At 44.0% G+C, this 24,649-nt stretch carries 17 protein-coding genes and 1 riboswitch; of the genes, 13 read left to right on the top strand and 4 right to left on the bottom strand.

What is annotated here, in order from left to right; translation table 11 throughout:
- Positions 1-380: 380 nt before the first annotated feature.
- From G4D82_RS12915 to G4D82_RS12900, 4 genes are all read left to right on the top strand, one after another.
- Entirely contained in the window at positions 381-2,864 is a 2,484-nt protein-coding gene (locus G4D82_RS12915) for a DUF5686 and carboxypeptidase-like regulatory domain-containing protein (protein ID WP_166337708.1), read from the top strand.
- 118 nt (positions 2,865-2,982) lie between these two features.
- The gene (locus tag G4D82_RS12910) at positions 2,983-3,591 is read left to right on the top strand and encodes a DNA-3-methyladenine glycosylase family protein (protein WP_166337707.1); all 609 of its coding nucleotides are present in this window, start codon (positions 2,983-2,985) and stop codon (positions 3,589-3,591) included.
- A gap of 175 nt (positions 3,592-3,766) precedes the next feature.
- Positions 3,767-6,319 carry a sodium-translocating pyrophosphatase gene (locus G4D82_RS12905; protein WP_166337706.1) on the top strand — a complete coding sequence of 851 codons (2,553 nt, stop codon included), beginning with the start codon at positions 3,767-3,769 and terminating at the stop codon, positions 6,317-6,319.
- A 166-nt stretch (positions 6,320-6,485) separates the two neighbouring features.
- Positions 6,486-6,965 (top strand): DinB family protein, encoded by a 480-nt coding sequence (locus G4D82_RS12900; RefSeq protein ID WP_166337705.1) that lies wholly within the window; start codon positions 6,486-6,488, stop codon positions 6,963-6,965.
- Positions 6,966-7,069: 104 nt separating this feature from the next.
- Here the strand turns inward: G4D82_RS12900 and G4D82_RS12895 are convergent, their stop codons facing one another.
- From G4D82_RS12895 to metK, 3 genes are all read right to left on the bottom strand, one after another.
- Positions 7,070-7,684 (bottom strand): deoxynucleoside kinase, encoded by a 615-nt coding sequence (locus G4D82_RS12895; protein WP_166337704.1) that lies wholly within the window; start codon positions 7,682-7,684, stop codon positions 7,070-7,072.
- Positions 7,684-8,460, bottom strand: a complete 777-nt coding sequence (locus tag G4D82_RS12890; protein WP_166337703.1) for a hypothetical protein — start codon at positions 8,458-8,460, stop codon at positions 7,684-7,686. The genes G4D82_RS12895 and G4D82_RS12890 overlap by 1 nt, the downstream gene beginning before the upstream one ends.
- 503 nt (positions 8,461-8,963) lie before the next feature.
- Positions 8,964-10,214: a methionine adenosyltransferase gene (gene metK / locus G4D82_RS12885; protein ID WP_166337702.1), complete on the bottom strand. Its 1,251-nt coding sequence runs from the start codon at positions 10,212-10,214 to the stop codon at positions 8,964-8,966.
- 282 nt (positions 10,215-10,496) lie between these two features.
- Between metK and G4D82_RS12880 the strand changes: the two genes are divergently transcribed.
- The 9 genes from G4D82_RS12880 (at position 10,497) to G4D82_RS12840 (ending at position 23,384) form a co-directional block, all read left to right on the top strand.
- On the top strand, positions 10,497-11,477 hold the full coding sequence (locus G4D82_RS12880) for a T9SS-dependent choice-of-anchor J family protein (RefSeq protein WP_166337701.1): 981 nt from the start codon (positions 10,497-10,499) through the stop codon (positions 11,475-11,477).
- Positions 11,478-11,583: 106 nt separating this feature from the next.
- Positions 11,584-12,459 carry a T9SS-dependent choice-of-anchor J family protein gene (locus G4D82_RS12875; protein WP_166337700.1) on the top strand — a complete coding sequence of 292 codons (876 nt, stop codon included), beginning with the start codon at positions 11,584-11,586 and terminating at the stop codon, positions 12,457-12,459.
- A 273-nt stretch (positions 12,460-12,732) separates the two neighbouring features.
- A riboswitch (SAM riboswitch) is annotated at positions 12,733-12,834 on the top strand.
- Positions 12,835-13,057: 223 nt separating this feature from the next.
- A complete protein-coding gene (locus tag G4D82_RS12870) occupies positions 13,058-14,071 on the top strand; it encodes a homocysteine S-methyltransferase family protein (protein ID WP_166337699.1) in 1,014 nt (337 codons plus the stop codon).
- A 68-nt stretch (positions 14,072-14,139) separates the two neighbouring features.
- Positions 14,140-16,821, top strand: a complete 2,682-nt coding sequence (gene metH, locus G4D82_RS12865) for a methionine synthase (protein WP_166337698.1) — start codon at positions 14,140-14,142, stop codon at positions 16,819-16,821.
- Positions 16,822-17,412: 591 nt separating this feature from the next.
- Positions 17,413-18,369, top strand: coding sequence for a methylenetetrahydrofolate reductase [NAD(P)H] (gene metF / locus G4D82_RS12860; RefSeq protein WP_166337697.1), 957 nt, complete (start codon positions 17,413-17,415; stop codon positions 18,367-18,369).
- A gap of 459 nt (positions 18,370-18,828) precedes the next feature.
- The gene (locus tag G4D82_RS12855; RefSeq protein WP_166337696.1) at positions 18,829-21,090 is read left to right on the top strand and encodes a CotH kinase family protein; all 2,262 of its coding nucleotides are present in this window, start codon (positions 18,829-18,831) and stop codon (positions 21,088-21,090) included.
- Positions 21,091-21,134: 44 nt separating this feature from the next.
- Complete coding sequence (locus G4D82_RS12850; RefSeq protein WP_166337695.1) at positions 21,135-22,229, top strand: acyloxyacyl hydrolase; 1,095 nt, start codon at positions 21,135-21,137, stop codon at positions 22,227-22,229.
- A 4-nt stretch (positions 22,230-22,233) separates the two neighbouring features.
- A complete protein-coding gene (locus G4D82_RS12845; protein WP_166337694.1) occupies positions 22,234-22,986 on the top strand; it encodes a head GIN domain-containing protein in 753 nt (250 codons plus the stop codon).
- Between the two features lie 215 nt (positions 22,987-23,201).
- Entirely contained in the window at positions 23,202-23,384 is a 183-nt protein-coding gene (locus G4D82_RS12840) for a hypothetical protein (protein ID WP_166337693.1), read from the top strand.
- A gap of 180 nt (positions 23,385-23,564) precedes the next feature.
- Here G4D82_RS12840 and gldA read toward each other — a convergent pair whose 3' ends face one another.
- Positions 23,565-24,464, bottom strand: coding sequence for a gliding motility-associated ABC transporter ATP-binding subunit GldA (gene gldA, locus G4D82_RS12835; protein ID WP_166337692.1), 900 nt, complete (start codon positions 24,462-24,464; stop codon positions 23,565-23,567).
- Between the last annotated feature and the right edge of the window lie 185 nt (positions 24,465-24,649).

The raw sequence follows: 24,649 nt of genomic DNA, 5'->3' as shown, positions 1-24,649 counted from the left end.
ACTAAGCGGAATGTTCTTTGCAATTTTCGGCTACCTTCGGAGCGCCGAAAAGGGTTCGCGAGGACGATTCGTAAACTTTACGATATTTTCTTCGCGTTTCGGCCTTCATAAAATCGGCGTTAAAAAAAATTAAAGTGATGAGCGTTAAGAGCCAGGTTCTGTTTGAGCCGTAGGCGAGTTAAGCTGGCTTAGCTTTTCACTTTAATTTTTAGCTGATTTTATGTAAGCCTTGAATTTTTGCTTCTTTTACCTCACGGGTTAATATTTTTTATTTGCGTTCGGTGAACCTCCTGCGTCGGTTTGTATCAAGGAAAAAGAAGATACATTACCTTTTTGTTTCAAGAAGAATAAACTTATATTTGACCTCCCTAAGAAAACCTATGAAAAAGAAAATATTTTTAGTTCTATTCGCCTTTGTTTCGCAGTGGCTTTTGGCTCAAACCAAAGTCAGCGGTGTTGTGCTTGATAATACCAATCAGCCGATTCCTTTCGCCAATATCATTTTCAAGAATTCCCAAACCGGAACCGTCAGTAACGAAGACGGGCGTTTCTACATTGAATCTGATCAAACCTATAAAACACTTGTGGTTTCTTTTATGGGTTTTCAAACCAAAGAAATTCCGCTTACCAAAGAGGTTAACTACGATTTTAAAGTGGTTTTGTCCGATGCCAATAAGCTCAAGGAAGTAGTAGTTTATGCCGGAAAAACCTCCAAGAAAAACAATCCGGCTTTGGATATCCTTCGCAAGATTTGGGCGCGCAAACGCAAGAACGGTTTGAACATGTTCGACCAATACCAGATGGAGAAATACGAAAAGGTGGAATTCGACATGAACTCGATTGACAGTGCTTTTATGAAAAAGAAGATTTTCAAAGGCATGGAGTTCATCTTCAAACAAGTGGATACTTCTAAAATTACCGGGAAAACTTATTTGCCGATTTTTATCAACGAAGCCCTTTCGGATGTGTATGGCGACAACATCAAGAAACGCGTCAAGGAAATCCTCAAGGCCAACAAGAACTCGGGTTTTGAAACCAATCAGCAAATCATCGCGTTCATTAAAGATTTGTATTCCGAGTATAACATCTACAACAACTACGTGACGTTTTTCGACAAAAGCTTCACCAGCCCGCTTTCTAGAACCGGAATCGACGTATACAATTACGTTTTGACCGACACGGCCGTGATTGACAAGAAACTTTGCTACAACATTGTTTTTTATCCACGACGCAAAAATGAGTTGACTTTCAAAGGCGATTTCTGGGTCAATGACACCACTTGGGCCATCAAGAACATCAACATGGCCGCGACCAAAAGCGCGAACATCAACTGGGTGAAAGACGTGTATATCGAGCAGGAATTCGAAGTGATGAACGACTCGGTTTTTTTGCTCACCAAAGATTACATGATGTCGGATTTTGCCTTGAACAAGAAAGAAAAGTCAAAAGGTGTTTACGGGAAACGGACTACTTATTACCGCAACCACCAATTCAATATTGAAAAACCCGACGATTTTTACAAGCAAGAAGTCAATTACAACGACGAATCGGTCTATATAAAACCCGATGAATATTGGGAAGAAAACCGTTTTGAGAAGCTTTCCAAAGATGAGCGCGGCGTGTATAAAATGTTGGATACTTTAAAAACCGTTCGCAAGTTCAAACGCTTGTACGATGCCACGACTATTGTCTTAAGCGGATTTGTACCCATAGCCAAAGGATTGGAATATGGCTCCATCTATTCTACGATAGGAAACAACGAAGTTGAAGGGCTGCGTTTGCGTGCTGGGCTCAGAACTTATTTCGGAGCAAACGATCCTTGGCGTTTGCAAGGTTATACGGCTTACGGTTTCAAAGACAATAAATTCAAATACGGCCTTTCGGGCAAATGGATGATCGACAAGAAAAACCGCATCATTATCTCCGGAGGCAATCGCCGCGATGTCGAACAAATAGGAGCGAGCCTGACCACGACCAACGACGTTTTGGGTAGAAGTTTCGCGTCTTCGGCTTTGTTCACCAACGGCAGCAATGGTAAGTTAACCAATATCAATTTATCGAATGTAGCTGTAGAAATTGAACCGGTCAAAAACCTGACTTTCCAAACGGGTTTCTCTTATCGTACGCTGGTTTCGGCCTCAGATTCGTTTAAGTTAGATTACTATACTGACGCAGCCCTAACCCAAACCAAGAGCGATGTCAAACAACCTGAAGCCAACTTCCAAATCGAATACACTCCAAGAATGAAAACGGTCGGTTACGGTGTAGAACGTAACATTGTCGACAATCCGTACACGCGCGTTTTCTTCAATTATACCCGAGGTTTCAAAGGCTTCATGGACGGCGATTTCTCGTACAACAAATTCCAATTCTATTATAACCAACCAATTATTATAGGAGCCATTGGCCGCACGAATTTGATTAGCGAGTTCGGCAAAACCTACGGAAAAGTGCCTCTAGGACTTTTGAGCGTCGTACCCGGAAACCAAACTTATTTCACCATCGAAAACACGTTCAACAACCTGAATTTCTACGAGTTCGTGACCGACGAGTACGTAACCTTGCAATGGATACACAATTTCCAAGGTAAACTTTTCGCCCGTGTGCCGTGGCTCAGAAAGCTCAACTGGCGTGAAATCATCGGAGCCAAAGGCGTTTACGGAACCGTATCCGAGGAGAACCGCGCCATCAACGCTTCGGGTTTGGTTTACACCGCTCCTGAGAAATTCTACTGGGAATACAGCGCCGGAGTTGGCAACATTTTCAAGGTCTTGCGCATCGATTTTTCTTGGCGTGGCAATTATCTCGACCTGCCTAAAGCCAACAAAATGACCGTGAAGGCATCAATCGGGTTTTACTTTTAATTTTTTTTTTTAGAAGCTTTTCCAGCTATTCGTTGCAATCTTTTGTGTCGAACGCCGCCACAAAAGGATTTCCACTGCTATCTGGGCTAGGGCAATCATTTCCAAATCAACTGTAAGCATGCAAGAAGCTATCGATTACTTAACCCAACGCGAGCCGGTTTTCCAGAAAATCATCGATACTTACGGATTACCCAAAATCCCATACCGGCCGCCCGGTTTCGAAACTTTGGTATTGCTCATTCTCGAACAGCAAGTTTCCATCGATTCGGCCAAAGCCACTTATCTTAAACTCAAAACCAAAGCAGGGGCAATTGCACCACAAACGCTGGTCGATATTGCTGATGAAGATTTCCGCTCGGTAGGAGTGAGCCGCCAGAAAACGGGTTATATCAAAGGTTTGGCGCAAATCATCCTCAACAACAAAATCGAATTGGAGGGTTTCGCTCAGAAATCTGCTGAAGAAGTCCGTCAAGAACTGATCAAGATCAAAGGCATCGGCCACTGGACTATCGATGTGTACCTGATGTTTTCTCTCGAAGCTTCAGATGTGATGCCCTTTGGCGATGTCGCGGTGGTCAATACGATCAAAGAACTTTTCGATATCCACGACAAAACTCAGATGGAAAATTTTGCCTTGCAATGGGCGCCATATCGTTCGATGGCTACTTTTCTGCTTTGGCACCATTACCTGAACAAACGAGGCCGCACCATCGAATACATTTACTAAATCTCAATTTTGCCACTAATTTATCTTGCAGCGCAGCGGTCTTGCTTCTATCGGCGAAGTGGTCTTACCTCTCAAAAGGCGACGGTCTTTTTCTTTCCATAATTCCGTTTGAATAGTTGTTTTTTGTTAATGTTTTGTTACTTTTGCGACCGATAAAAATTATAACAAAGAACTTATGGAATCAATGATGATTTACGTGCCAGTGATTATGGCAATCTTAGGCCTCGCGTTCATGGGAGTGAAAGCCGCTTGGGTAAACAAACAAGACGCCGGGGACGAAAAAATGCAAAGTATTTCTAAGAGCATTCAAGAAGGTGCTATGGCGTTCCTCAAAGCCGAGTACCGAATTTTGGCGATCTTCGTAGTGATTGCTTCTGTGGCTCTTTTTGCGGTTTCTCAAATTTCAGGAGCTTCCCACTGGATGATCGTAGTGGCGTTCATCTTCGGAGCTATTTTCTCAGCTTTAGCCGGAAATATCGGAATGAGAATCGCTACTAAAGCCAACGTAAGAACCACACAAGCTGCTAAAACCAGTTTGCCGCAAGCTTTGAACGTATCGTTCGGCGGTGGAACAGTAATGGGCTTAGGAGTTGCCGGTTTGGCCGTTTTAGGATTGAGCATTTTCTTCATGTTCTTCATTGGCCAATTCATGGGTGATAACGGAAAATCATTCTATGAAAATATGTCGATGGTACTAGAAACGCTTGCAGGTTTCTCATTAGGTGCTGAATCGATTGCATTGTTTGCCCGTGTGGGCGGTGGTATCTATACCAAAGCCGCCGACGTTGGAGCAGACTTAGTAGGAAAAGTAGAAGCAGGAATTCCAGAAGACGATCCGCGTAACCCAGCAACAATTGCTGATAACGTGGGTGACAACGTAGGAGACGTTGCCGGTATGGGTGCCGATTTGTTCGGTTCTTATGTGGCTACTGTTTTGGCTTCTATGGTACTTGGAAACTACATCATCAAAGATATGTCTGAGGCTACAGGTACTCAATTCACCGATGCTTTCAACGGTATGGGACCGATTTTGTTGCCGCTAGTAATTGCCGGTATCGGAATCTTGTGTTCGATCATCGGAACTTTCTTCGTGAAAATCAAAGACAACGATGCCAAAGAAGCTCAAGTTCAAGGTTCTTTGAACTTAGGAAACTACGTATCCTTGGCTTTGACGGTGGTAGCTTGTTGGTTCTTAATCGATATGATGTTACCAGAGAAAATCAGCATGAACTTCTTCGGCGAAGGCGTGAAAGAAATCGCTCGCGTGAACGTGTTCTATGCTACTTTGGTAGGTTTGGGCGTGGGGCTTTTGATCTCAGCTATTACAGAATATTTCACTGCTTTAGGTAAAAAACCAGTATTGAATATCGTACAAAACTCTTCAACCGGAGCTGCAACCAACATTATCGCTGGTTTGGCTACGGGTATGAAATCTACTTTTGGTTCTGTGTTGTTGTTCGCTGCTGCAATCTGGGGTGCTTATGCGCTGGCAGGTTTCTACGGTGTGGCTATCGCTGCTTCTGCGATGATGGCTACTACAGCGATGCAGTTGGCTATCGATGCTTTCGGTCCGATTGCAGATAACGCCGGCGGTGTCGCTGAAATGAGCGAATTGCCAAAAGAAGTGCGTCAAAGGACTGACGTTTTAGATTCGGTAGGAAATACTACAGCTGCCGTTGGTAAAGGTTTCGCGATTGCTTCTGCTGCATTGACTGCCTTGGCTTTGTTCGCAGCTTACGTAACTTTCACAGGCATTGACGGAATCAACATTTTCAAGGCTGATGTATTGGCTGCGTTGTTCATCGGAGGAATGATTCCGGTAGTATTCTCAGCTTTAGCCATGCAATCAGTAGGAAAAGCAGCGATGGATATGGTACAGGAAGTACGCCGTCAGTTCCGCGAAATCCCTGGTATCATGGATGGGACCGGAAAACCAGAATACGGTAAATGTGTTGACATCTCAACCAAAGCAGCGTTGCGTGAAATGATGTTGCCTGGTGCGATTACCATCATTACCCCAATTATTGTAGGAATCTTAATGGGTGCTGAAGCGCTTGGAGGTTATATGGCCGGAGTTTGTGTTTCTGGTGTACTTTGGGCGATTTTTCAAAACAATGCCGGTGGTGCTTGGGACAACGCCAAGAAATCTTTCGAAGCTGGTGTGATGATTAATGGTGAAATGACTTTCAAAGGTTCTGATTCTCACAAAGCGGCAGTAACCGGAGATACCGTTGGTGATCCGTTCAAAGATACTTCAGGTCCGTCGATGAACATCTTAATCAAATTGACTTGCTTGGTAGGTTTGGTGATTGCTCCAATTTTGGGTTCAGGTCACGGTGCAACACAAAAAATGGAGTGCACGATGGAAATGAAAAAAGAATGCACTACCGAAATGAACGGCAACTGCGATATGAGCAAGTGCGCTACCATGACCAAAGAAGAGTGTGCTAGAATGTGCGATTCGTTGGGTTGTACGCCAGAACAAAAAGAAATCTGCATGTCACACTACGACGCTGATGGAAAGTTCATCACTACAAAAAAAGATTGTTGCGCCGGAAAACCAGCGGGTGAAACCATGTCTGAATCTAAAACAGTAAGAGTAGAAATCAGCAATGACAAAGGCAAATCAAAAGCTACGGTAACTAAAACCGTGAACGGAGTTTCAACTACAGAAACTTTCGAAGGTACTGAAGCTGAAGTAAAAGCTAAAGTAGATGCTGTGAAATAATCTCACTTTCTCAAATTAATAGAAGCCTCGGTTCGCGCCGGGGCTTTTTTTGTTAACATCTATTCCGGTTTGGTTAATATCTAAAATTCAAATAATTAACATTTTTTCCAAGAAGTATTTTATATTTGGCGCATCCTAATTGACGTTAAAACAAGACTTTATCCCGATGAGCCAAAAAAAGGCCGTAAATGCACTCTTGGGCGAATACCGAAATGTAATCAATGCGCTGCAACAAGTGATTGTAGGCATTTCGCATGAGAACCTTGTCGCTGTTGTAGATGCAGAAACTTCTGATCCAGAGTGTGTCTCAATTCAGAGCATCCTCTCGCATGTAGTAAGTTCGGGATATTCTTATGGCGGCTACATTCGCAAACTTAAAAAAATCAAAGACGACCGCCCGGGAAAAGTGGTTCGTATTGCCGTAGAAGACTACCGCGATGATTTAGAACGACTCATGGCCTACACCAATGAAACTTTCGACACCATTGAAGACCACGAACTGGAAGAATTCGACGAAGACAAAAAAATCAAAACTACTTGGGGCCAAGTATATGACATCGAGCAAATGATGGAACACGCCGTCGTTCATGTGTTGCGCCACCGCCGTCAGATTGAAAAATTCAAGCGTAAACTAGGTCTGCAATAATTCAAACCAATACCAATAAAAAACGCTGCTAGCAAATGAACTTATTTGTTCTTCTTGCAAGGCAGCGGTCTAACTTCTTATAGCGAAAGCGGTCTTTTTAATATTTAAAACAAACCGTGCAACTCTGCATCAATTCTGTTAAGAATCATTCCTAAATCTTCGGGGTTGTTCACAAAGTCGATATTGTCTACGTCGATAATCAACAACTTTCCTTTGTTGTACGTATGAATCCAAGCTTCATAACGCTCGTTGAGGCGGCTCAGGTAGTCAATCGAAATCGAGTTCTCGTAATCCCGTCCGCGTTTGTGAATCTGTGAGACCAAATTCGGAATTGAACTGCGCAGGTAAATCAACATATCGGGTGCTTCCACCAAGGTTTCCATCAGCTCAAACAACGATTTGTAGTTCTCGAAATCACGATTGGTCATCAAGCCCATCGCGTGCAAGTTGGGCGCAAAAATGTGAGCATCTTCGTAGATTGTTCTATCTTGGATAATCTTTTTTCCGCTTTGACGAATTTGCAAAATCTGCCGAAACCTACTATTGAGAAAGTAAATCTGCAGGTTGAACGACCAACGTTCCATCTGGTGGTAAAAATCATCGAGGTAAGGGTTGTCGACCACATCTTCGAAATGCGGTTCCCATTTAAAATGCTTGGCCAATAAACGTGTAAGTGTGGTTTTCCCTGCGCCGATGTTTCCTGCTACTGCTATGTGCATTATGGTATCGTGATTTTATAATTCGTAATTCCTTGGTTGGTAAAAATAGATAAAATTTGGTCTTTGTAGCTAAAATTTTCGAACGTTTTTTCACCAATTGCTACCAAAACCGATTTGTTTTCCACCAAGTCATACCGATACAAATGACTGCCGTTTTTATAAAGTAAAATCGTATTGGTGGCCCAAACCAATTGCTGATGCTCAGGCACTTTACCCAAAGCTTGAATCTTGCCGTATACATCGCAACTAAACGCTTCTCCGCGGGCATTCACCCAACGGAAATAATTAAAATCAGAGTCATAATTCACCGGCGCTTCCCGCAAAGGCGTGCCCAATCTCCGGAACTCTTTTTTAGTATAATCATACAAGCCAATTCGCTGCGAGAGTCCGTCATACACCCAAAGCCGGTTTCCCGAAGCCAATCCGGTAGCTTGCAAGATCATCGGGTCAGTGGTGCGCTGAGAGAAATCGATTTTTTCGGTCAGATTTAGTTGGTTGTCCAGCAGCGCAACGGTATTAAAATCCTGAAAAAAAACCACTATTTTCAATGGGTTCAGCAAATCCACCCTCGAAATTTTCCCGAGCTGCGGCAAACGGAATTCCCAGCTGATGTTCGAAGCATTTTTTACCAAAACATTCTCGTTGAGGCCATAGGTAGCACCCAGATTATCATAGCCGAGAAAAGTACCGGCTTTCCAGATAAGAGAATCCCTTACTTCGAGTTTTTGCCCGACCAAATTTGTCGAAACCAGCAATATAACGAGCCATTTTTTCATTCCAACGAAAGTAAAGAATTCAAGGTAAATTATGTGAATTTCTATCGGTTTATTGTTTTTCGGGAGCCGGGAACCTGCTATTCGCTATAGTCCTCGCAAGCTCCGGGCTGCCGCTGCTATCAGGGCTAGGGTTTCAGGGCAAATCAAAAGCAATTATTTGAGAATGAAGATTAAGCCTTATACCTTAAGTCCACTGGACTTTTATTCCGCTATCGCTCCATACAATTCGACCTATCGGTCTCGGGTCTCCTCTTAATATGCTAAGCCAGTTCGCTGAAGCTCGTGTCACCCGAGGCTTTAGCCGAACTGAGCGAAGCTAAATATCAAGGCTAGGGCTTTAGGACAATATTGAAGCCTTGTTGCCAAAATCAATATTCAAATTTATTCCAATTTGCGCCTTAGCGTCTTTGCGAGATTTTTTGACTACCAGAGCAATAAATCTTTTAAACAAAAAAGCCTGACTCCAATGAAGCCAGGTTTTATATAGTTCGCATTTGGGGAAATTAAATTCCGAAAGCCGCTTTTACTTTGTCTACGTAATCGAGTTTTTCCCAGGTAAACAATTCTACTTCCACCGTTTTTTGGCTTCCACCCGGTGCTGCGAAGGTTTTCGTTACGGTTTTCGGCTCTCTTCCCATGTGCCCGTAAGCAGCCGTTTCGCTGTAAATTGGGTTTCTGAGTTTCAAACGCTGCTCGATGAAGTAAGGGCGCATATCGAAAATACTCTCGACTTTCTTGCTGATCTCACCGTCGGTCATATTTACTTTAGCGCTGCCATAAGTCACCACGTTGATTGAAGTTGGCTTGGCCACACCAATAGCGTAAGAAACCTGTACCAATACCTCGTCGCACAAGCCGGCAGCCACCAAGTTTTTAGCAATATGACGTGTAGCATAAGCGGCAGAACGGTCTACTTTACTTGGGTCTTTTCCTGAGAATGCACCACCACCGTGAGCGCCTTTTCCTCCGTAAGTATCTACGATGATTTTTCTTCCGGTGAGCCCGGTATCGCCGTGCGGCCCGCCAATGACGAATTTTCCGGTCGGGTTAATATGGTACGTAATATTGTCGTTGAACAAGTGTGCATATTGCGGGTATTTCGCTTTAATTCTAGGAATCAAAATCGAAATCAAATCGCTCTTAATTTTAGCCAACATTTCCGCCTCAGCAGCAAAATCATCGTGCTGGGTCGAAATCACGATGGCGTCAATACGCACCGGTTTGTTATCGTCAGAGTATTCTAATGTTACCTGAGATTTAGCATCGGGGCGCAAATATTTAATTTCGTTGTTTTCTCTTCTCAAATTGGCCAACTCTATAAGTAAAGCGTGAGATAAATCCAACGCCAAAGGCATGTAGTTTTCTGTTTCATTGGTAGCATAACCGAACATCATTCCTTGGTCGCCGGCACCTTGGTCTTCTGGATTGGCTCTTTCCACGCCTTGATTGATGTCTGATGATTGTTCGTGAATGGCCGAAAGCACACCACAAGAATCTGCTTCAAACATATATTCACTTTTGGTATATCCGATTTTGCGGATGACTTCACGAGCAATTTGCTGCACATCAAGATAAGTGTTCGATTTTACTTCGCCTGCCAAAATCACTTGACCAGTTGTAACTAAGGTTTCGCAGGCCACTTTTGAAGTCGGGTCGAAAGCCATGAAGTTGTCAATCAACGCATCTGAAATCTGATCGGCTACTTTGTCCGGATGTCCTTCACTCACAGATTCTGACGTAAATAAATAAGCCATAATAATTAGGTATAAATGTTAATTAATGAAGAGGAAAGGCTGACGACAATGTTAAAGTAGAGCAACTCTGTTTTAGCATTTTTTTGTTTCGAACCCAATTAAAAAAAAACAGTTATTCGCTTTATACTGTTGGTTTTCAATTCAAAACAAGAGGTCGCAATCAGTCAAATTTTTCCTCCGTATTTTCCGCTTGCGAATGTATGAAACCTTTTTTGATTAGAAAAAACTTTTTTCTAGCACTTTTTTTCATAGTTTTGCTACCAAACAATTAAAAATATAATTATGAAAAAACTATTACTTTCTTTCGCTTTAGTTGTAGCATTTGCTTCGACTCAAGCTCAAAACCTTTACAACTATGGGTTTAGCGGTGTGTCAGCAGATTTGACAACAGCTGGCTGGGTAAGAACCAACCAAAGTACTCTTGCGGACGCGACCAGATTATGGAGCATCGCTAGCTACACTGCGGTAACTGCAACAAGTACTTTTCAAAACCCTTTCAACGCTGCCCCTGTAGCCGTTGGAGCCACTAGTCCAGTGCCTAACGGTCAAGCAGGTGGAGGAAACTCATTTGCTCTTGTAAATTTTGCAGGTACTACTAGTACTGCTGCTACTGGAGCTACATTGAGCAATTGGTTGATTTCACCAAGCATTACAGTAGAAAATGGTGACATTGTAACGTTTTATACAAGAATTGGTAAAAACACCACAGCTAACAATGCTTCATTTGCTGACAGACTTCAGTTAAGAATGAGTACAAATGGTGCTTTTACAGCTGTCCCAAGTACAGGGCCTGAAGATATTGGAGATTTTTCAGAGGTATTGGTTGATGTTAATCCTACTTTAAACCTTACTGCTTACCCTTCAACCTGGACACAGTACTCATACACTGTTGCCGGTTTAACAGGTCCAACTGATTGCCTTTTCGCTTTCAGATATTACGTGACTGACGGTGGCCCACAAGGAAACAACTCAGACATCATCGGAATTGATACTTTCTCTGTAGACCGTGCTTTAAGTACTGATTCATTCTTCAGAAACAACTTTGGAGTAGCTCCGAACCCAGCTAATGATGTAATTTATATTTCAAACATCACTGATATCGCTGTTAACAGTATCCAGTTAGCTGACATCAATGGTCGTACTGTAAAAGAAGTAAAAGGAATGACTAACCAAATCAACGTTGCTGAATTGAACGCTGGGGTTTATTTCCTTAAAATTACTACAGACCAAGGAACAGGTACTACCAAAGTAATCAAAAGATAATTTTTATATCTCATAGATTCTTAGGCCCGCTTCTTCATTGAGGCGGGTTTTTTTATGTTAGCAATTCAAAATTTATTGCTTATTTTGCGGCAATAAAACAAACATCATGAAGATAAAACTATTTTCCGCACTGCTTGTATTGGTTTCAATGAACTCGTATAGTCAAACTTTATTGGCAGAAAACTTCGATACTTTTCCCACCACCTGGACCGCTACCAACCAGAGCCAGCCGGTAGGGGTTTCCAATTGGCAACAAGGAACCACCAGCCCTTTTGGAGCCGGTTTCAACGGCGGATCAACCTCTTACGCCAGAGTCAATTATAATAGCGTGGCAGCCGGAATGGCCGGAACCATCAGCAACTGGTTGATTTCTCCTTCGGTCAGCTTGGTCAACGGGGATGTAATTAAATTCTATACTAGAGCCGGAGCCAACTTCAGTACACCTCCGGATCGATTAGAGTTTCGCCTCAGTACAGCTGGTGATGCCTCTGTAATTCCTTCCACAGGTAGCAGCGATTTGGGTAGTTTTACTACTGTTGGCGTCACTGTGAATCCCAATCTAGCCCCGAATGTATATCCCGTAACCTGGACAGAATACACTTACACCGTTACAGATTTACCCAACGCCACTGATTGCAAACTCGGGTTCCGCTACTACGTCACCAACGGCGGCCCGACCGGAGCCAACGGCAACGCGATTTGGTTAGACGCTATTACCATCAACCGCGTTCTGGCAACAGATACCTTCTTCAAAAGCCATTTTACAGCCAGCCCAAACCCAGCTAGCGATGTTATCAATATCTCTAATAACACTGATATTGCAGTCAATACAATCCAACTTACTGACATGAACGGCCGTGTTGTGAAAGAGGTAAAAGGAATGACCAACCAAATCAACGTGAACGAGTTAAACGCTGGGGTTTATTTCCTTAAAATCACTACCGATCAAGGAACTGGTACTACCAAAATTATCAAGAAGTAATTTACTTCTATAATGCATTAAAAGCCTGCTTTCACGAGCGGGCTTTTTTGTTGATGATTGTTGGCTACTATTAAGTTTAATAGCACTTTCTGCTTTTCATTTCTTACTTCAGGATGATAACACTTTTAGCAACCAAATATTGTCATCTCCTATTGCAACCGAAAACCGACGACTGACAACTGTCACTACAACGTTGTCGCATAAATATTTTCCCAAACTCTTGCAAAAACCACTTTCATGCCCTTACTTTGCAGCGTTCATTTACATACTGAACCGTTATCACGAAAGCCAGAGGGACTAGACCCGATGAAAGCTTAGCAACCCTTTGCCAAAAGAAGGTGCTACATTCTACCGCCATAAGCGGACAGATAACCACGAGAATTTCCCTTGATTTTTCTGGTAACGTTTTATTTTTTTCGAGAAGCTGATCCGGCTGTCCGTTATTATCTTTTGCGCTGAACCCCAGCACAAAAGGATAGCCACTACCATCCGGGCTAGGCCCATCGGTGAAATAACCATAGTGGCTAGACTTTGCGCCTTTGCGTCTTTGCGAGCCAAAATAAAATCCAAAACGAGTCACTTTGAAGGCCAAAAAAATATGACACTAGTAGAACAAGAAATCTCCAAAAGAATCCTCGTGCTCGACGGTGCGATGGGCACCATGCTGCAACGCTACAACTTCACCGAGGAAGACTACCGCGGCGAGCGTTTCAAAGACTTTCCGCATCCGCTCAAAGGCAACAACGATTTGCTTTCGATTACGCAACCACACGCCATTCGCGAAGTACACGCCAAATATTTCGAAGCCGGCGCCGATATTGTCGAGACCAACACTTTCTCCGCCACGACTATCGGAATGGCCGACTACCATTTAGAAAATTTGGTATACGAACTCAACTATGAATCGGCTAAAATCGCCCGTGAAGTTGCAGCTGAATTTACCTCCAAAAATCCAAGTAAGCCCAGATTCGTTGCGGGTTCCATTGGTCCAACCAATCGTACGGCCAGCATGAGCCCCGACGTCAACGATCCGGGTTACCGCGCCGTCACTTTCGATGATTTGCGTATCGCTTACAAACAGCAAGTAGAAGCCTTAATCGACGGTGGCTGCGACGTGCTGTTGGTAGAAACTATTTTTGATACACTCAATGCCAAAGCTGCTTTGTTTGCTATCGAAGAAGTAAAAGACGAGAAAAAAGTGAACATTCCCGTCATGGTTTCCGGAACGATTACCGATGCTTCAGGCAGAACTTTATCGGGTCAAACCGTAGAAGCTTTCCTGATTTCGGTCGCGCATATTCCGCTTTTGAGCATTGGCTTCAATTGTGCCTTAGGGGCTGATTTGCTCAAACCTTACCTACAAAGACTCAGTAGAAATACTTCGCTGAATATTTCCGCGCATCCGAACGCTGGACTTCCGAACGCTTTCGGCCAATACGACCAAACACCCGCGGAAATGCAAGCCTTGATTCGCGACTACATGAAAGACAATCTGGTCAATATCATTGGCGGCTGTTGCGGTACTACGCCAGAGCATATTAAGTTGATCGCCGAAGTTGCTTCCGAATTCCAGCCCAGAACCATCTTAAAAAATGCAGAATTAAATAACTAACACAGATTTCACAAATTACACGGATTCAATCTGTGCTAATCTGTGAAATCTGTGTTTAATAGACCACAATGTCAGAATCAAATAATAAATATCTTCAGTTATCCGGCCTGGAACCACTCATAGTCACGCCCGAGACGAATTTCGTGAATGTGGGCGAACGCACCAACGTGACCGGTTCGCGTAAATTCCTTCGGTTGATTAAGGAAGAAAAATACGAAGAAGCGCTCGATATTGCCCGCAACCAAGTTGAAGGCGGCGCGCAAATCATTGATGTCAACATGGACGAAGGCATGCTCGATGGCGTGTATGCGATGACCAAATTCCTGAACCTGATTGCCGCCGAACCCGATATCGCGCGTGTTCCGGTGATGATCGATTCCTCGAAATGGGAAATCATCGAAGCCGGGCTCAAAGTCATTCAAGGCAAAGGCGTCGTGAATTCGATTTCGCTCAAGGAAGGCAAAGAAGCTTTTGTGCACCATGCCAAACTGATCAAGCGTTACGGTGCTGCGGTCATTGTGATGGCTTTCGACGAGCAAGGTCAGGCCGATACTTATGAGCGGCGGATTGAAATCTGTAAACGCTCTTACGATATATTAGTTAATGAAGTCGGTTTTCCGGCGCAGGATATTATCTTCGACCCAAACATTTTTCCGGTTGCCACAGGCATGGAAGAGCACAAACTCAACGCGCTCGATTTTTTCCGTGCCACCAAATGGATTCGTGAGAACTTGCCTTATGCCCACGTTTCCGGAGGTGTGAGCAATGTTTCTTTTTCGTTTCGTGGTAATGACAAAGTGCGCGAGGCTATGCATTCGGCTTTCTTATATCACGCGATTCAGAACGGCATGACCATGGGAATCGTAAATCCGGAAATGTTGGAGATTTATGACGAGATCGACAAGAATTTGCTCGAACATGTGGAAGATGTCTTGCTGAACCGCCGCGAAGATGCCACCGAAAGATTGCTCGATTTGGCCGAAAGTTATAAAGGAGAAAGCAAAGAAACGACCAAAGAAATCCAGCAATGGAGGCAAGGCAGCCTGCAAGATAGACTCACGCATGCGTTGGTGAAAGGCATCGACGAATTCATAGAAACCGATGTGGAAGAAGCCAGACAATTAGCGGCAAAACCCATCGAAGTCATCGAAATCAATCTCATGGCCGGAATGAACGTCGTGGGCGATTTATTCGGCAGCGGAAAAATGTTCCTGCCGCAAGTAGTCAAGTCGGCGCGTGTGATGAAAAAAGCCGTGGCGTATTTGCTTCCGTACATTGAAGCGCAGAAAGACGGCAAATCGTCCTCGGCCGGAAAAGTGTTAATGGCTACTGTGAAAGGCGATGTGCACGATATCGGAAAAAATATAGTATCGGTGGTTTTGGGTTGCAACAATTTCGAGATCATCGATTTGGGTGTGATGGTGCCGCCGGAGAAAATCATTGAAACCGCGATCAAAGAAAACGTAGACATTATCGGTCTCAGCGGATTGATTACGCCATCGCTCGATGAAATGGTCTACTTGGCCAAAGAAATGGAAAAACGCAACATCAAAATTCCACTCATGATTGGCGGAGCGACGACTTCAAGAGCGCATACGGCGGTGAAAATTGCACCGGAATATGGTGAAACTGTCGTGCACGTCAATGATGCTTCCAGAGCCGTAACAGTAGCGAGCAATTTGCTGCAACACGAAACCAAAACGACTTATTCCCAAAGTATCCGAGCGGAATATGACCAATTGCGCGAAGGCTATTTAAGCCGTAGTCGAGATAAGAATTATTTACCGATAGCCGATGCCAGAAGAAATAAACTCCAACTCGATTGGAACGAATTTACTCCGGTAAAACCCAATTTCATCGGAACCAAAACCGTTGAAGTAGATTTGGCAACGCTGGTAGATTATATCGATTGGACGCCGTTTTTCGCTTCGTGGGAACTCTACGGAAAATATCCGGCGATTCTCAGCGACGAAGTAGTTGGCGAGCAAGCTACCAATTTATTTGCCGATGCCCAAAAAATGTTGGCGCAAATCGTATCAGAAAAATGGTTCACTGCGAAAGGCATTCTGGGGATTTTTCCAGCCAATCAGGTAAACGATGATGATATCGAAGTGCATCCAACAACCAACGACCAACAACCAACAACTTTCCTTACCCTGCGCCAGCAATCACAGAAAACCGCCGGAGCCCCGAACATTGCCCTAGCAGATTTTATGGCACCGAAAGATTCAGGCAAGCAAGATTATATTGGTTGTTTCTGTGTGACGACCGGTTTTGGTGTTGATGAAAAAGCAGCCGAATTTGAAAAGGAACTCGACGATTATAATTCGATTTTGGTCAAAGCGCTAGGTGACCGATTGGCCGAAGCGTTCGCGGAATATTTGCACCTGAAAGTCAGAACTGAAATTTGGGGTTACGCTTCGGATGAGGAATTGTCGAATCAGGAATTGATTGCCGAAGAATATAATGGCATCCGTCCGGCTCCGGGTTATCCGGCTTGCCCTGACCATTTAGAGAAACCGACGATTTGGAAGTTATTGAATGTAGAACAGGAAATAGGCGTGAAGCTCACCGAAAGCATGGCGATGTGGCCGGCTTCGTCTGTATCAGGTTATTATTTCGCGCATCCGAAAAGTAAGTATTTCGGGCTTGGGAAAATCAAACCGGATCAAGTGGAAGATTACGCAAAAAGACGAGGCGTTTCGACAGAGCAGGCGAGTAAGTGGTTGAGCCCGAATTTGGCGGATTGAGTTGCAGGTTTCGGGTCGTCAGTCGTCAGTCGTCGGTTTCGTTTAAGGAAAGTTGATTTTAGAGGCTGCGCTAGACCGCTGCACTGATGGAGCCAAGACCGCTGCGCTGCAAGACCGTTTATGAAAAGTTGAATTGGTGTTTTTCAATTCGTATTTTTCTGTATGAAGTACTTATTGGACCGTTAATTCCAGTAAAAAACTGTAAACCGTAAACCGTGAACTGTAAACTGTAAACTATTGTATACCGTTAATTCCGCGATTCGTAAACGACAACAGACGACCGAATGACCGACAACCGAACTGCGTGAGATTTAGCTTCGCTCAGTTCGGCTTCGCCTCGAGTGAGATTAAGAGGAGGAAGCCTAGTGGGCTTCAGGTATAAAGGAGGTACAATTAAAAGCAAAATGTTGAGGTTAACCCTTAACTGCGTGAGGGATAGAAGCGAGTACCGTGTACCGCAAATAGCCCGACGGCGGCGCGAATAGTTCAACCAAACAAACCAAGCGGGAATGCCGCCGGCACGCCCTAATAACAATAGTAATAGTTGTAGCGAGAAGTCAACCTACAACCCAGAACATACAACTTACAACCATGAAAGTAACCCAACACATCGAAAACGCCAAAGGAAAACCGTTGTTCTCCTTCGAGATTTTGCCGCCGCTTAAAGGGCAGAACATTCAATCGATTTTTGACAGTATTGATCCGCTGATGGAATTTAGTCCGCCGTTCATTGACGTGACTTACCACCGCGAAGAATACGAATTCAAGGAGTTGCCCAGTGGTTTGCTGCAAAAGAAAATCGTGAAAAAGCGCCCGGGCACGGTCGGGATTTGCGCCGGAATTCAGAACAAATATTCGGTAGACGCGATTCCGCACATTCTCTGTGGCGGTTTTTCTAAGGAAGATACCGAGAACTTGCTCATTGACCTTGACTTTTTAGGTATTGACAACGTGGTGGCTTTGCGTGGCGACGCGCTGAAAACCGAAACCTATTTCAAACCCGAGAAAGACGGAAACGAATTTGCCTCAGATTTGGTCGAGCAGATCAAGAACCTCAATAGCGGGATTTACCTCGACGAAGATTTGCAAAACACTTCGAGTACTAATTTCTGCATTGGCGTAGCGGGTTATCCCGAAAAGCACATGGAAGCGCCGAGCTTAGATAGCGACATACACTTTTTAAAGCAGAAAATTAAGAAAGGCGCAGATTATATTATCACACAGATGTTCTTCGACAACCAGAAGTTTTTTGATTTTGTAGCCAAATGCCGCGCGGCCGGAATTACGGTTCCGATTATTCCGGGTTTAAAACCAATTGCAACCAAGAAGCAGCTCAATTTGATTCCGCACCGTTTTAGCCTAGAAATGCCCGACGATTTGATCATGGCAGTAGTCAAAGCCAAAGATAACGACGAGGTAAAGCAAATCGGGATTGAATGGTGTATTGAGCAAAGCAAAGGTTTGGTAGCGGCCGGAATTCCGGTGTTGCATTATTACTCGATGGGGAAAGCGGAGAATATCAAAGCGATTGCGAAGGAAATCTTTTAAAAGTTGTTGGTTGATGGCCGTAAGCTGTAGGCTTTAAGCTGTAAGCACGAGTTGGTGGAATTGACGGTGTGTTTATGATTTATTTTGAATGTTGAATGTGGTGGAATTAAAGGCCCAACAAGTACTTCATCCAGAAAAATAAGAACTGAAAAACACCAATTCAACTTTCCGTAAACCAACCTACAACATACAACCCACAACTTTCTTGAACTGAAAAACTAACAGTCAACTTTCCGTAAACGAACCAACAACCAACAACTCTACGTAAACCAACCGACAACTCCAATTCAACTTTCCGTAAATAAACCTACAACTCACAACCTACAACTTACAACAATTCCCACCTTGTCCACTTTTTGTCTACCTGATTTTTTAGCGGTTTTACAAGAGTCGTTCTACTTTTGGCTCAGGGAAGAACTGCTATGAAACCCTGTTATTTTAAACCAAAAAATTGGGAAGATGAGAAAACGACTACTACTTGCCTTTGTGCTAATTTCGCTCAACAGTTGGGCGCAGGATTTTTACGATTTGGGAACTATCCAAGAAATCCGGCTGACTTTTGCCAACCCGAATTGGCATCAGATTTTATTGTTCGCCAACGACTACACACCGGCCGAATCGGTTTCGATTAACGGAACGGTTTTCCAGAATGTGGGCGTGAAGTACAAAGGCAACAGCTCGTTTTCGACTGCGCATCTGAAGAATCCTTTTCACATCGAACTGGACACCTATCAGAACCAAGATTATCAAGGGATTAAAGACATCAAACTCAGCAATGTGTTTTACGACCCGTCGTTTATTCGCGAGACTTTGTCGTATGCTATCTTAGGGAAATACATGCATGCCCCAAGGGCGAACTACGCGCGGGTTTATGTGAACGATGTACTGATCGGACTGTACGTGAATACCGAATCGATAACTAAGACTTTTGTCAAGAACCATTTTGGATCTGATACCAGGCCTTTCTTTAAAGCGGCCATTCAAGGCGGAGCGAATCTCGGTTCGACCAATAAACCCAACTTGCTGTATTTGGGTGAAGACCCGGCGCCTTATGCCACGCGTTTTGAAATGAAATCAGAATTGGGCTGGCCGGAACTCATCGCCTTGACCAATACTTTAAACAACAACACGGCTCAGATAGAAACAGTGCTCGATGTGGATCGCGCGCTGTGGATGTTGGCTTTCAACAATGTATTGGTGAATTTGGACAGCTACACGGGTTTGCTCAACCATAATTATTATCTCTATCAGGACGATAGCGGTCGGTTCAGCCCGATTGTTTGGGATTTGAACATGTCGTTCGGCACGTTTGATTTTTTATCGAGCCAATCGGATTTTGTGTTTCAAACTTCCCAAAAAATTGCGATGAGCCATTTGGTACAAGCCAATCGAGCGCAATGGCCCTTACTGAGAAAGCTATTGGCGATTCCGCGCTATAAGAAAATATTTTTGGCGCACATGCAGACCATCTTGGCCGAGAATTTTGATAACGACAGTTATATTCAAACCGCGAATCAGTTTCGCAGTGCCATCGACGCAGCGGTTCAGGCCGATCAGAATAAATTTTATACTTACACCGATTTTCAGAACAGCTTAACCACAACTTCGATGGTCGATGACGAGTTTGCCGCTGCAGGAATTGTCGAACTCATGTCGGGTCGAAAAGCTTTTCTGAACAACTTGCCCGATTTCACAGCAACCAAACCGGTGATTTCCGAGATTGTTCCGTCGGTCGCGACACCGCTGATCAACACCAATATTTCGTTTACCGCAAATGTCACCAATACTAATTCCGATGCGGTGTTTTTTGGTTATCGCACGAATTTGAGTTTGGCGTTTAACAAAATCCAGATGTTTGACGATGGTGCGCACAATGACGGTGTTGCTGGCGATAACATCTACGGAACCACTCCGCTATTAATCAACAATGCGTACCTGCAGTATTATATTTATGCCGAAAACAATACCATCGGAGCATTTTCACCGGCGCGGGCCGAGCACGAGTTTCATTCGATTGCAGCCATCAACAACATCAATCCCGGAGAAATTGCAATCAACGAACTGATGGCGCAGAACACGGAAACCGTGACCGATCCGGCCGGCCAATTTGAAGATTGGATTGAACTCTACAACAATACAACCAGTCCGTTGTTGCTAGATGGTTTGTTTCTTTCGGATACTGAAACCAATTTGCAGAAATGGCAATTGCCCGCCGGAATTACTTTGCAACCCGGAGGTTATTTAATCATTTGGGCCGATGAAGACCTGACCGAAGAAGGCTTGCACGCAGACTTCAAATTATCGGCTAGTGGCGAGAGTGTAATTTTGTCGAAGGCTGATGGTACAATAATAGATTCGGTTACTTTTGGTACGCAAACGGCCAATATCAGTTATGCCAGAAACCCCAACGGCACCGGAAATTTTGTGACACAAGCACCCACTTTCAATGCCAATAATGAAACTTTAGCGGTAGAGGAAATTCTAGCGAACAACTTGGCAACTGCCCTATATCCGAACCCGGCTACCGAGCAAATCACAGTACTTTCTACTGAAGATTTAGACCGTCTGGAGATTTATAATTTGGTCGGACAAAAAGTGCATTCGCAAGGGAAATCATCAAACTACACTACCATTGATATAGGTCATTTACCATACGGAACTTATATGGTCAAATCCATTCGGGAGCAAAAAACGGCGGTTTCCAAATTTGTAAAAATCTAACGCTACACCAATAAAAGCGATATATTTACGGCTTTAATGGGCCAATGAAATTCCGATTTCTTTTTATATTGTTTTTTGGCGTTGGCGTTTTTGCCCAGCAACTTGACGACACCAATGCCATAGAGGTCAATTTCCTGCGCGGAAACATTTTGCCGCATTCGCCTGAATTGTATCATTTAATTACGGGCCATCCTGAAGGCATAATGCTGAGTTTTTCCCGAAAAACGTACGGCAAAGAAGCTTGGCAATCGCTTTACAATTATCCCGATTATGGCGGCTATTTCATCTATCAGGATTTCAAGAACGAAATGCTCGGGAAGAATTACGCGGTGGGCGCGCACTACAATTTCTATTTTCTCAAGCGTCATTTGATGTTTAAAATCGGGCAGGGTTTGGCCATGACTACGCGTGCGTATGACCGTGAAACCAATAGCAAGAATCGGGCGTTCGGCTCGAAGTATATGGGCAATACGAACTTCATGCTCAATTATCGTAAAGACCGAATCATAGGCAGCTTAGGTATCGATGCCGGATTTTTCTTTACACATTATTCCAACGGCCGTTTCAAATCGCCCAACAGCGGCATCAATACTTACGGGCTCAATTTGGGCGTGCACTACGATTTTGAAAAGCAACCCCAATACGTTGTGCTCGATTCGGTGGCTTCCTCAATGAAATATTCAGAGTCGATTAAGTTCAATTTAGTGTTGCGTAGCGGTTTTAACGAAAGTTACGTCATCGGAAGTGGGCAAAAACCTTTTTATCATTTTGGAGCCTATGCCGACAAACGCCTGAATCGAAAAAGCGCCATCCAAGCCGGCTTTGATTTGTTCGCCACGACTTCCATCAAAGAGTTCATCCGCTATCGTTCGATTGCTTATCCGGAAGAACACCTCGACCCAAACACCGACTACAAGCGCGTGGGTTTTTTTATTGGCCATGAGCTTTTTATTAATCGTCTTTCTATTGAAACCCAACTCGGGTATTATATTTATCGTCCGTTTGAGCTCGATACGCCAATATACGACCGACTCGGAATGAAATACTATTGGTACAAAAATGTGTATTCCGCACTGTCGGTCAAAACCCACGGATTTTTGGCTGAAGCGCTCGAACTTGGCATCGGCATCAGAATTTAAACCTATGAAAAGAAGTCTGTTATCTATTTTTTTGGCCTTGCTGTTCATCCATTGCGAGAAACCACTCGACTGCGTGAAATCTAGCGGCCCGATGAAAAGTAAATTATACACCGGACTGAGCTTTACCAAAGTGTTGGTCAACCAAGGCGTTTCGGTGGTGATTACCCAAGGCGATGATTATTTGGTAGAAGTGCGCAGCGGAGAGAATTTAATCAACGACATCGAGGTCACTGTTTCAGGCGACAGGCTTACCTTATCAGACAACACCACTTGCAATTGGGTGCGCGATTACGGAGAAACAACGGTGTATATTACCGCGCCCAATCTCACCGATATTTATTCCAAAACTGGTCTTGATATTCGCTCCAACGGCACGCTAACTTATGATTCACTGCACTTGACCGCCTTGGATAGCAACGACGGATTTTCAGGCACCGGCACCGGCGATTTTTACCTTACCGTAGCCAACAACAATCTGGTCTACGAGAACAACGAAATGGGCCGATGCTTCGTTAGCGGCACTACTCAAAATTTGCAAGTCAGTTTCTACGAAGGCGGCGGGGTTTTTCACGGCGAAAATCTGGAGGCTTATCATGTAGGTTTTTATCACCGCGGCAGCAACGATATGTTCGTAAAGCCAACACATTCGCTCTCAGGCCACTTATACAGTTTGGGCAATGTGAACTGTTATTCGCGTCCGCCAACCGAAAACGTACAGGTAGTTCAGCACTATCGTGGCCGGTTAATTTATCGTTAGTTTTTCTAGAAGCTATTCCGGCTCTTCGCTGTACCTTTTGCTCTGAACCCCAGAACAAAAGGGTGCCGCTGCGATCCGGGCTAGGGGTTTTCGTTGTGGGTTGTCAGTCGTCGCTTACGAATAGTGGAATTGGAGGTGATGATGGCTGTAAGCTCTAGGCTATAAGCTGTATGCACGAATGGTGGAATTGATGGTGTGTATATGATTTATTTTGAATGTTAAATGTTGAATGTGGTGGAATTAAAAGTCCAGTAAGTACTTTATCCAGAAAAATAAGAACTGAAAAACCAACGGTCAACTTTCCGCATCCAAACCGACGACTGACGACCGACGACCCAAGACTGACGACCGACAACTTTCTCAAACTGAAAAACAAAGGTCAACTTTCGCTCGCGTGAGGGATGGCAGAGAAAAGCCCGCAGCCCGTGTAGCGCAGCGGAGCCGGCGAGGACTTGCAACGAACAGCCCGACCCTTGTGGTCACGCCCTACTAAAAAATTGAATGAAAAAACAAAAGGTCAACTTTCCGTATCCAAACCGACCACCGACGACCGACGACCGACGACCGAAAACCAACCACTACTTCTTCGTTACTTCCCGGAACAAAGTTTCTAAATTCTTATTTTTCTGGCTCAGTTGCAACGTTTTCAAACCTTGGCTTTGTGCCCAGTCGAATATTAAAGCTCGGCTGTCTTCTGGAGCCATGAAAGTGAGTTCCCAGGTTTTGTTATCGTTAGTGTTGCAAGAAACCAGTTGCGGTAAGTTTTGCAAAAGTTCTTGGGTGACTTCGCGATCAAATTCGACTTCGATGATTTGCTCTTGCGTGGGCCTAATAGCGGCTTCGAGTTTTTTATCGGTCACGATTTTTCCTTGGTCGATAATGATCACACGGTCGCAAATGGCTTCTACTTCCTGCATGATATGCGTCGAGAGAAATACCGTTTTGTCTTTGCCTACGTTGCGAATCACTTCACGTATTTCAAGCAATTGGTTCGGGTCTAAACCGGTTGTGGGTTCATCCAGAATCAGCACGTCTGGATTGTGCAATAAAGCGTTGGCCAAACCTACTCGTTGGCGATACCCTTTGGAAAGCTGTCCGATTTTCTTATGACTTTCGGGTTTCAGGCCGGTCAGGCTAATGACTTCTTCAATACGTTTTTGGTCTACGCCGTACACCTCAGCATTGAATTCTAAATATTCACGGACGTACAAATCCAGATACAAAGGATTGTGCTCTGGCAAATAGCCAATAGATTGTTGCACGGCTTTAGGCTGAGTAGTCACATCAAAACCATTCACGCTGGCTTGTCCGGAATCAGCAGTAATGAATGTCGTGAGGATTTTCATTAACGTCGATTTTCCGGCTCCGTTTGGGCCAAGGAAGCCTACAATTTCACCTTTCTGAATCGCAAACGAAACGGCATCGAGGGCTTTTTGGCTCCCATAGCTTTTACTGATCTGATGGACTTCAATCGACATAATTTTAAATTTGAAAACAAAAGTACAGAATCACCAATGATTTTTTCAAAAAAACTGGCTCATTTGTAACGGCCTAAACATTTTTTTCTTACTTTAGCCATCCAATTAAATTTCAATAAAAGGCAACCGTTGCAAAATGGCGCTGATAAAGGTTTTTAGAAATTGTTCAGAGTCAGGTTGTTTAA

It is taken from the genome of Flavobacterium lotistagni, from assembly GCF_011392125.1.
Classification (GTDB): domain Bacteria; phylum Bacteroidota; class Bacteroidia; order Flavobacteriales; family Flavobacteriaceae; genus Flavobacterium; species Flavobacterium lotistagni.
The sequence above is the reverse complement of the archived record's forward strand: the minus strand, read 5'-3'. Positions and strand labels throughout refer to the sequence as shown.

What these genes read in the sequence shown, in the direction of transcription:
- G4D82_RS12855 (WP_166337696.1), top strand. Translation starts at nt 18,829, where the DNA reads ATGAGAAAACGACTACTACTTGCCTTTGTGCTAATTTCGCTCAACAGT.
- G4D82_RS12870 (WP_166337699.1), top strand. Translation starts at nt 13,058, where the DNA reads ATGACACTAGTAGAACAAGAAATCTCCAAAAGAATCCTCGTGCTCGAC.
- gldA (WP_166337692.1), bottom strand. Translation starts at nt 24,464, where the DNA reads ATGTCGATTGAAGTCCATCAGATCAGTAAAAGCTATGGGAGCCAAAAA.
- G4D82_RS12845 (WP_166337694.1), top strand. Translation starts at nt 22,234, where the DNA reads ATGAAAAGAAGTCTGTTATCTATTTTTTTGGCCTTGCTGTTCATCCAT.
- G4D82_RS12850 (WP_166337695.1), top strand. Translation starts at nt 21,135, where the DNA reads ATGAAATTCCGATTTCTTTTTATATTGTTTTTTGGCGTTGGCGTTTTT.
- metK (WP_166337702.1), bottom strand. Translation starts at nt 10,214, where the DNA reads ATGGCTTATTTATTTACGTCAGAATCTGTGAGTGAAGGACATCCGGAC.
- G4D82_RS12910 (WP_166337707.1), top strand. Translation starts at nt 2,983, where the DNA reads ATGCAAGAAGCTATCGATTACTTAACCCAACGCGAGCCGGTTTTCCAG.
- G4D82_RS12895 (WP_166337704.1), bottom strand. Translation starts at nt 7,684, where the DNA reads ATGCACATAGCAGTAGCAGGAAACATCGGCGCAGGGAAAACCACACTT.
- G4D82_RS12890 (WP_166337703.1), bottom strand. Translation starts at nt 8,460, where the DNA reads ATGAAAAAATGGCTCGTTATATTGCTGGTTTCGACAAATTTGGTCGGG.
- G4D82_RS12875 (WP_166337700.1), top strand. Translation starts at nt 11,584, where the DNA reads ATGAAGATAAAACTATTTTCCGCACTGCTTGTATTGGTTTCAATGAAC.
- G4D82_RS12880 (WP_166337701.1), top strand. Translation starts at nt 10,497, where the DNA reads ATGAAAAAACTATTACTTTCTTTCGCTTTAGTTGTAGCATTTGCTTCG.
- G4D82_RS12905 (WP_166337706.1), top strand. Translation starts at nt 3,767, where the DNA reads ATGGAATCAATGATGATTTACGTGCCAGTGATTATGGCAATCTTAGGC.
- G4D82_RS12900 (WP_166337705.1), top strand. Translation starts at nt 6,486, where the DNA reads ATGAGCCAAAAAAAGGCCGTAAATGCACTCTTGGGCGAATACCGAAAT.
- metH (WP_166337698.1), top strand. Translation starts at nt 14,140, where the DNA reads ATGTCAGAATCAAATAATAAATATCTTCAGTTATCCGGCCTGGAACCA.
- G4D82_RS12840 (WP_166337693.1), top strand. Translation starts at nt 23,202, where the DNA reads ATGTTAAATGTTGAATGTGGTGGAATTAAAAGTCCAGTAAGTACTTTA.
- G4D82_RS12915 (WP_166337708.1), top strand. Translation starts at nt 381, where the DNA reads ATGAAAAAGAAAATATTTTTAGTTCTATTCGCCTTTGTTTCGCAGTGG.
- metF (WP_166337697.1), top strand. Translation starts at nt 17,413, where the DNA reads ATGAAAGTAACCCAACACATCGAAAACGCCAAAGGAAAACCGTTGTTC.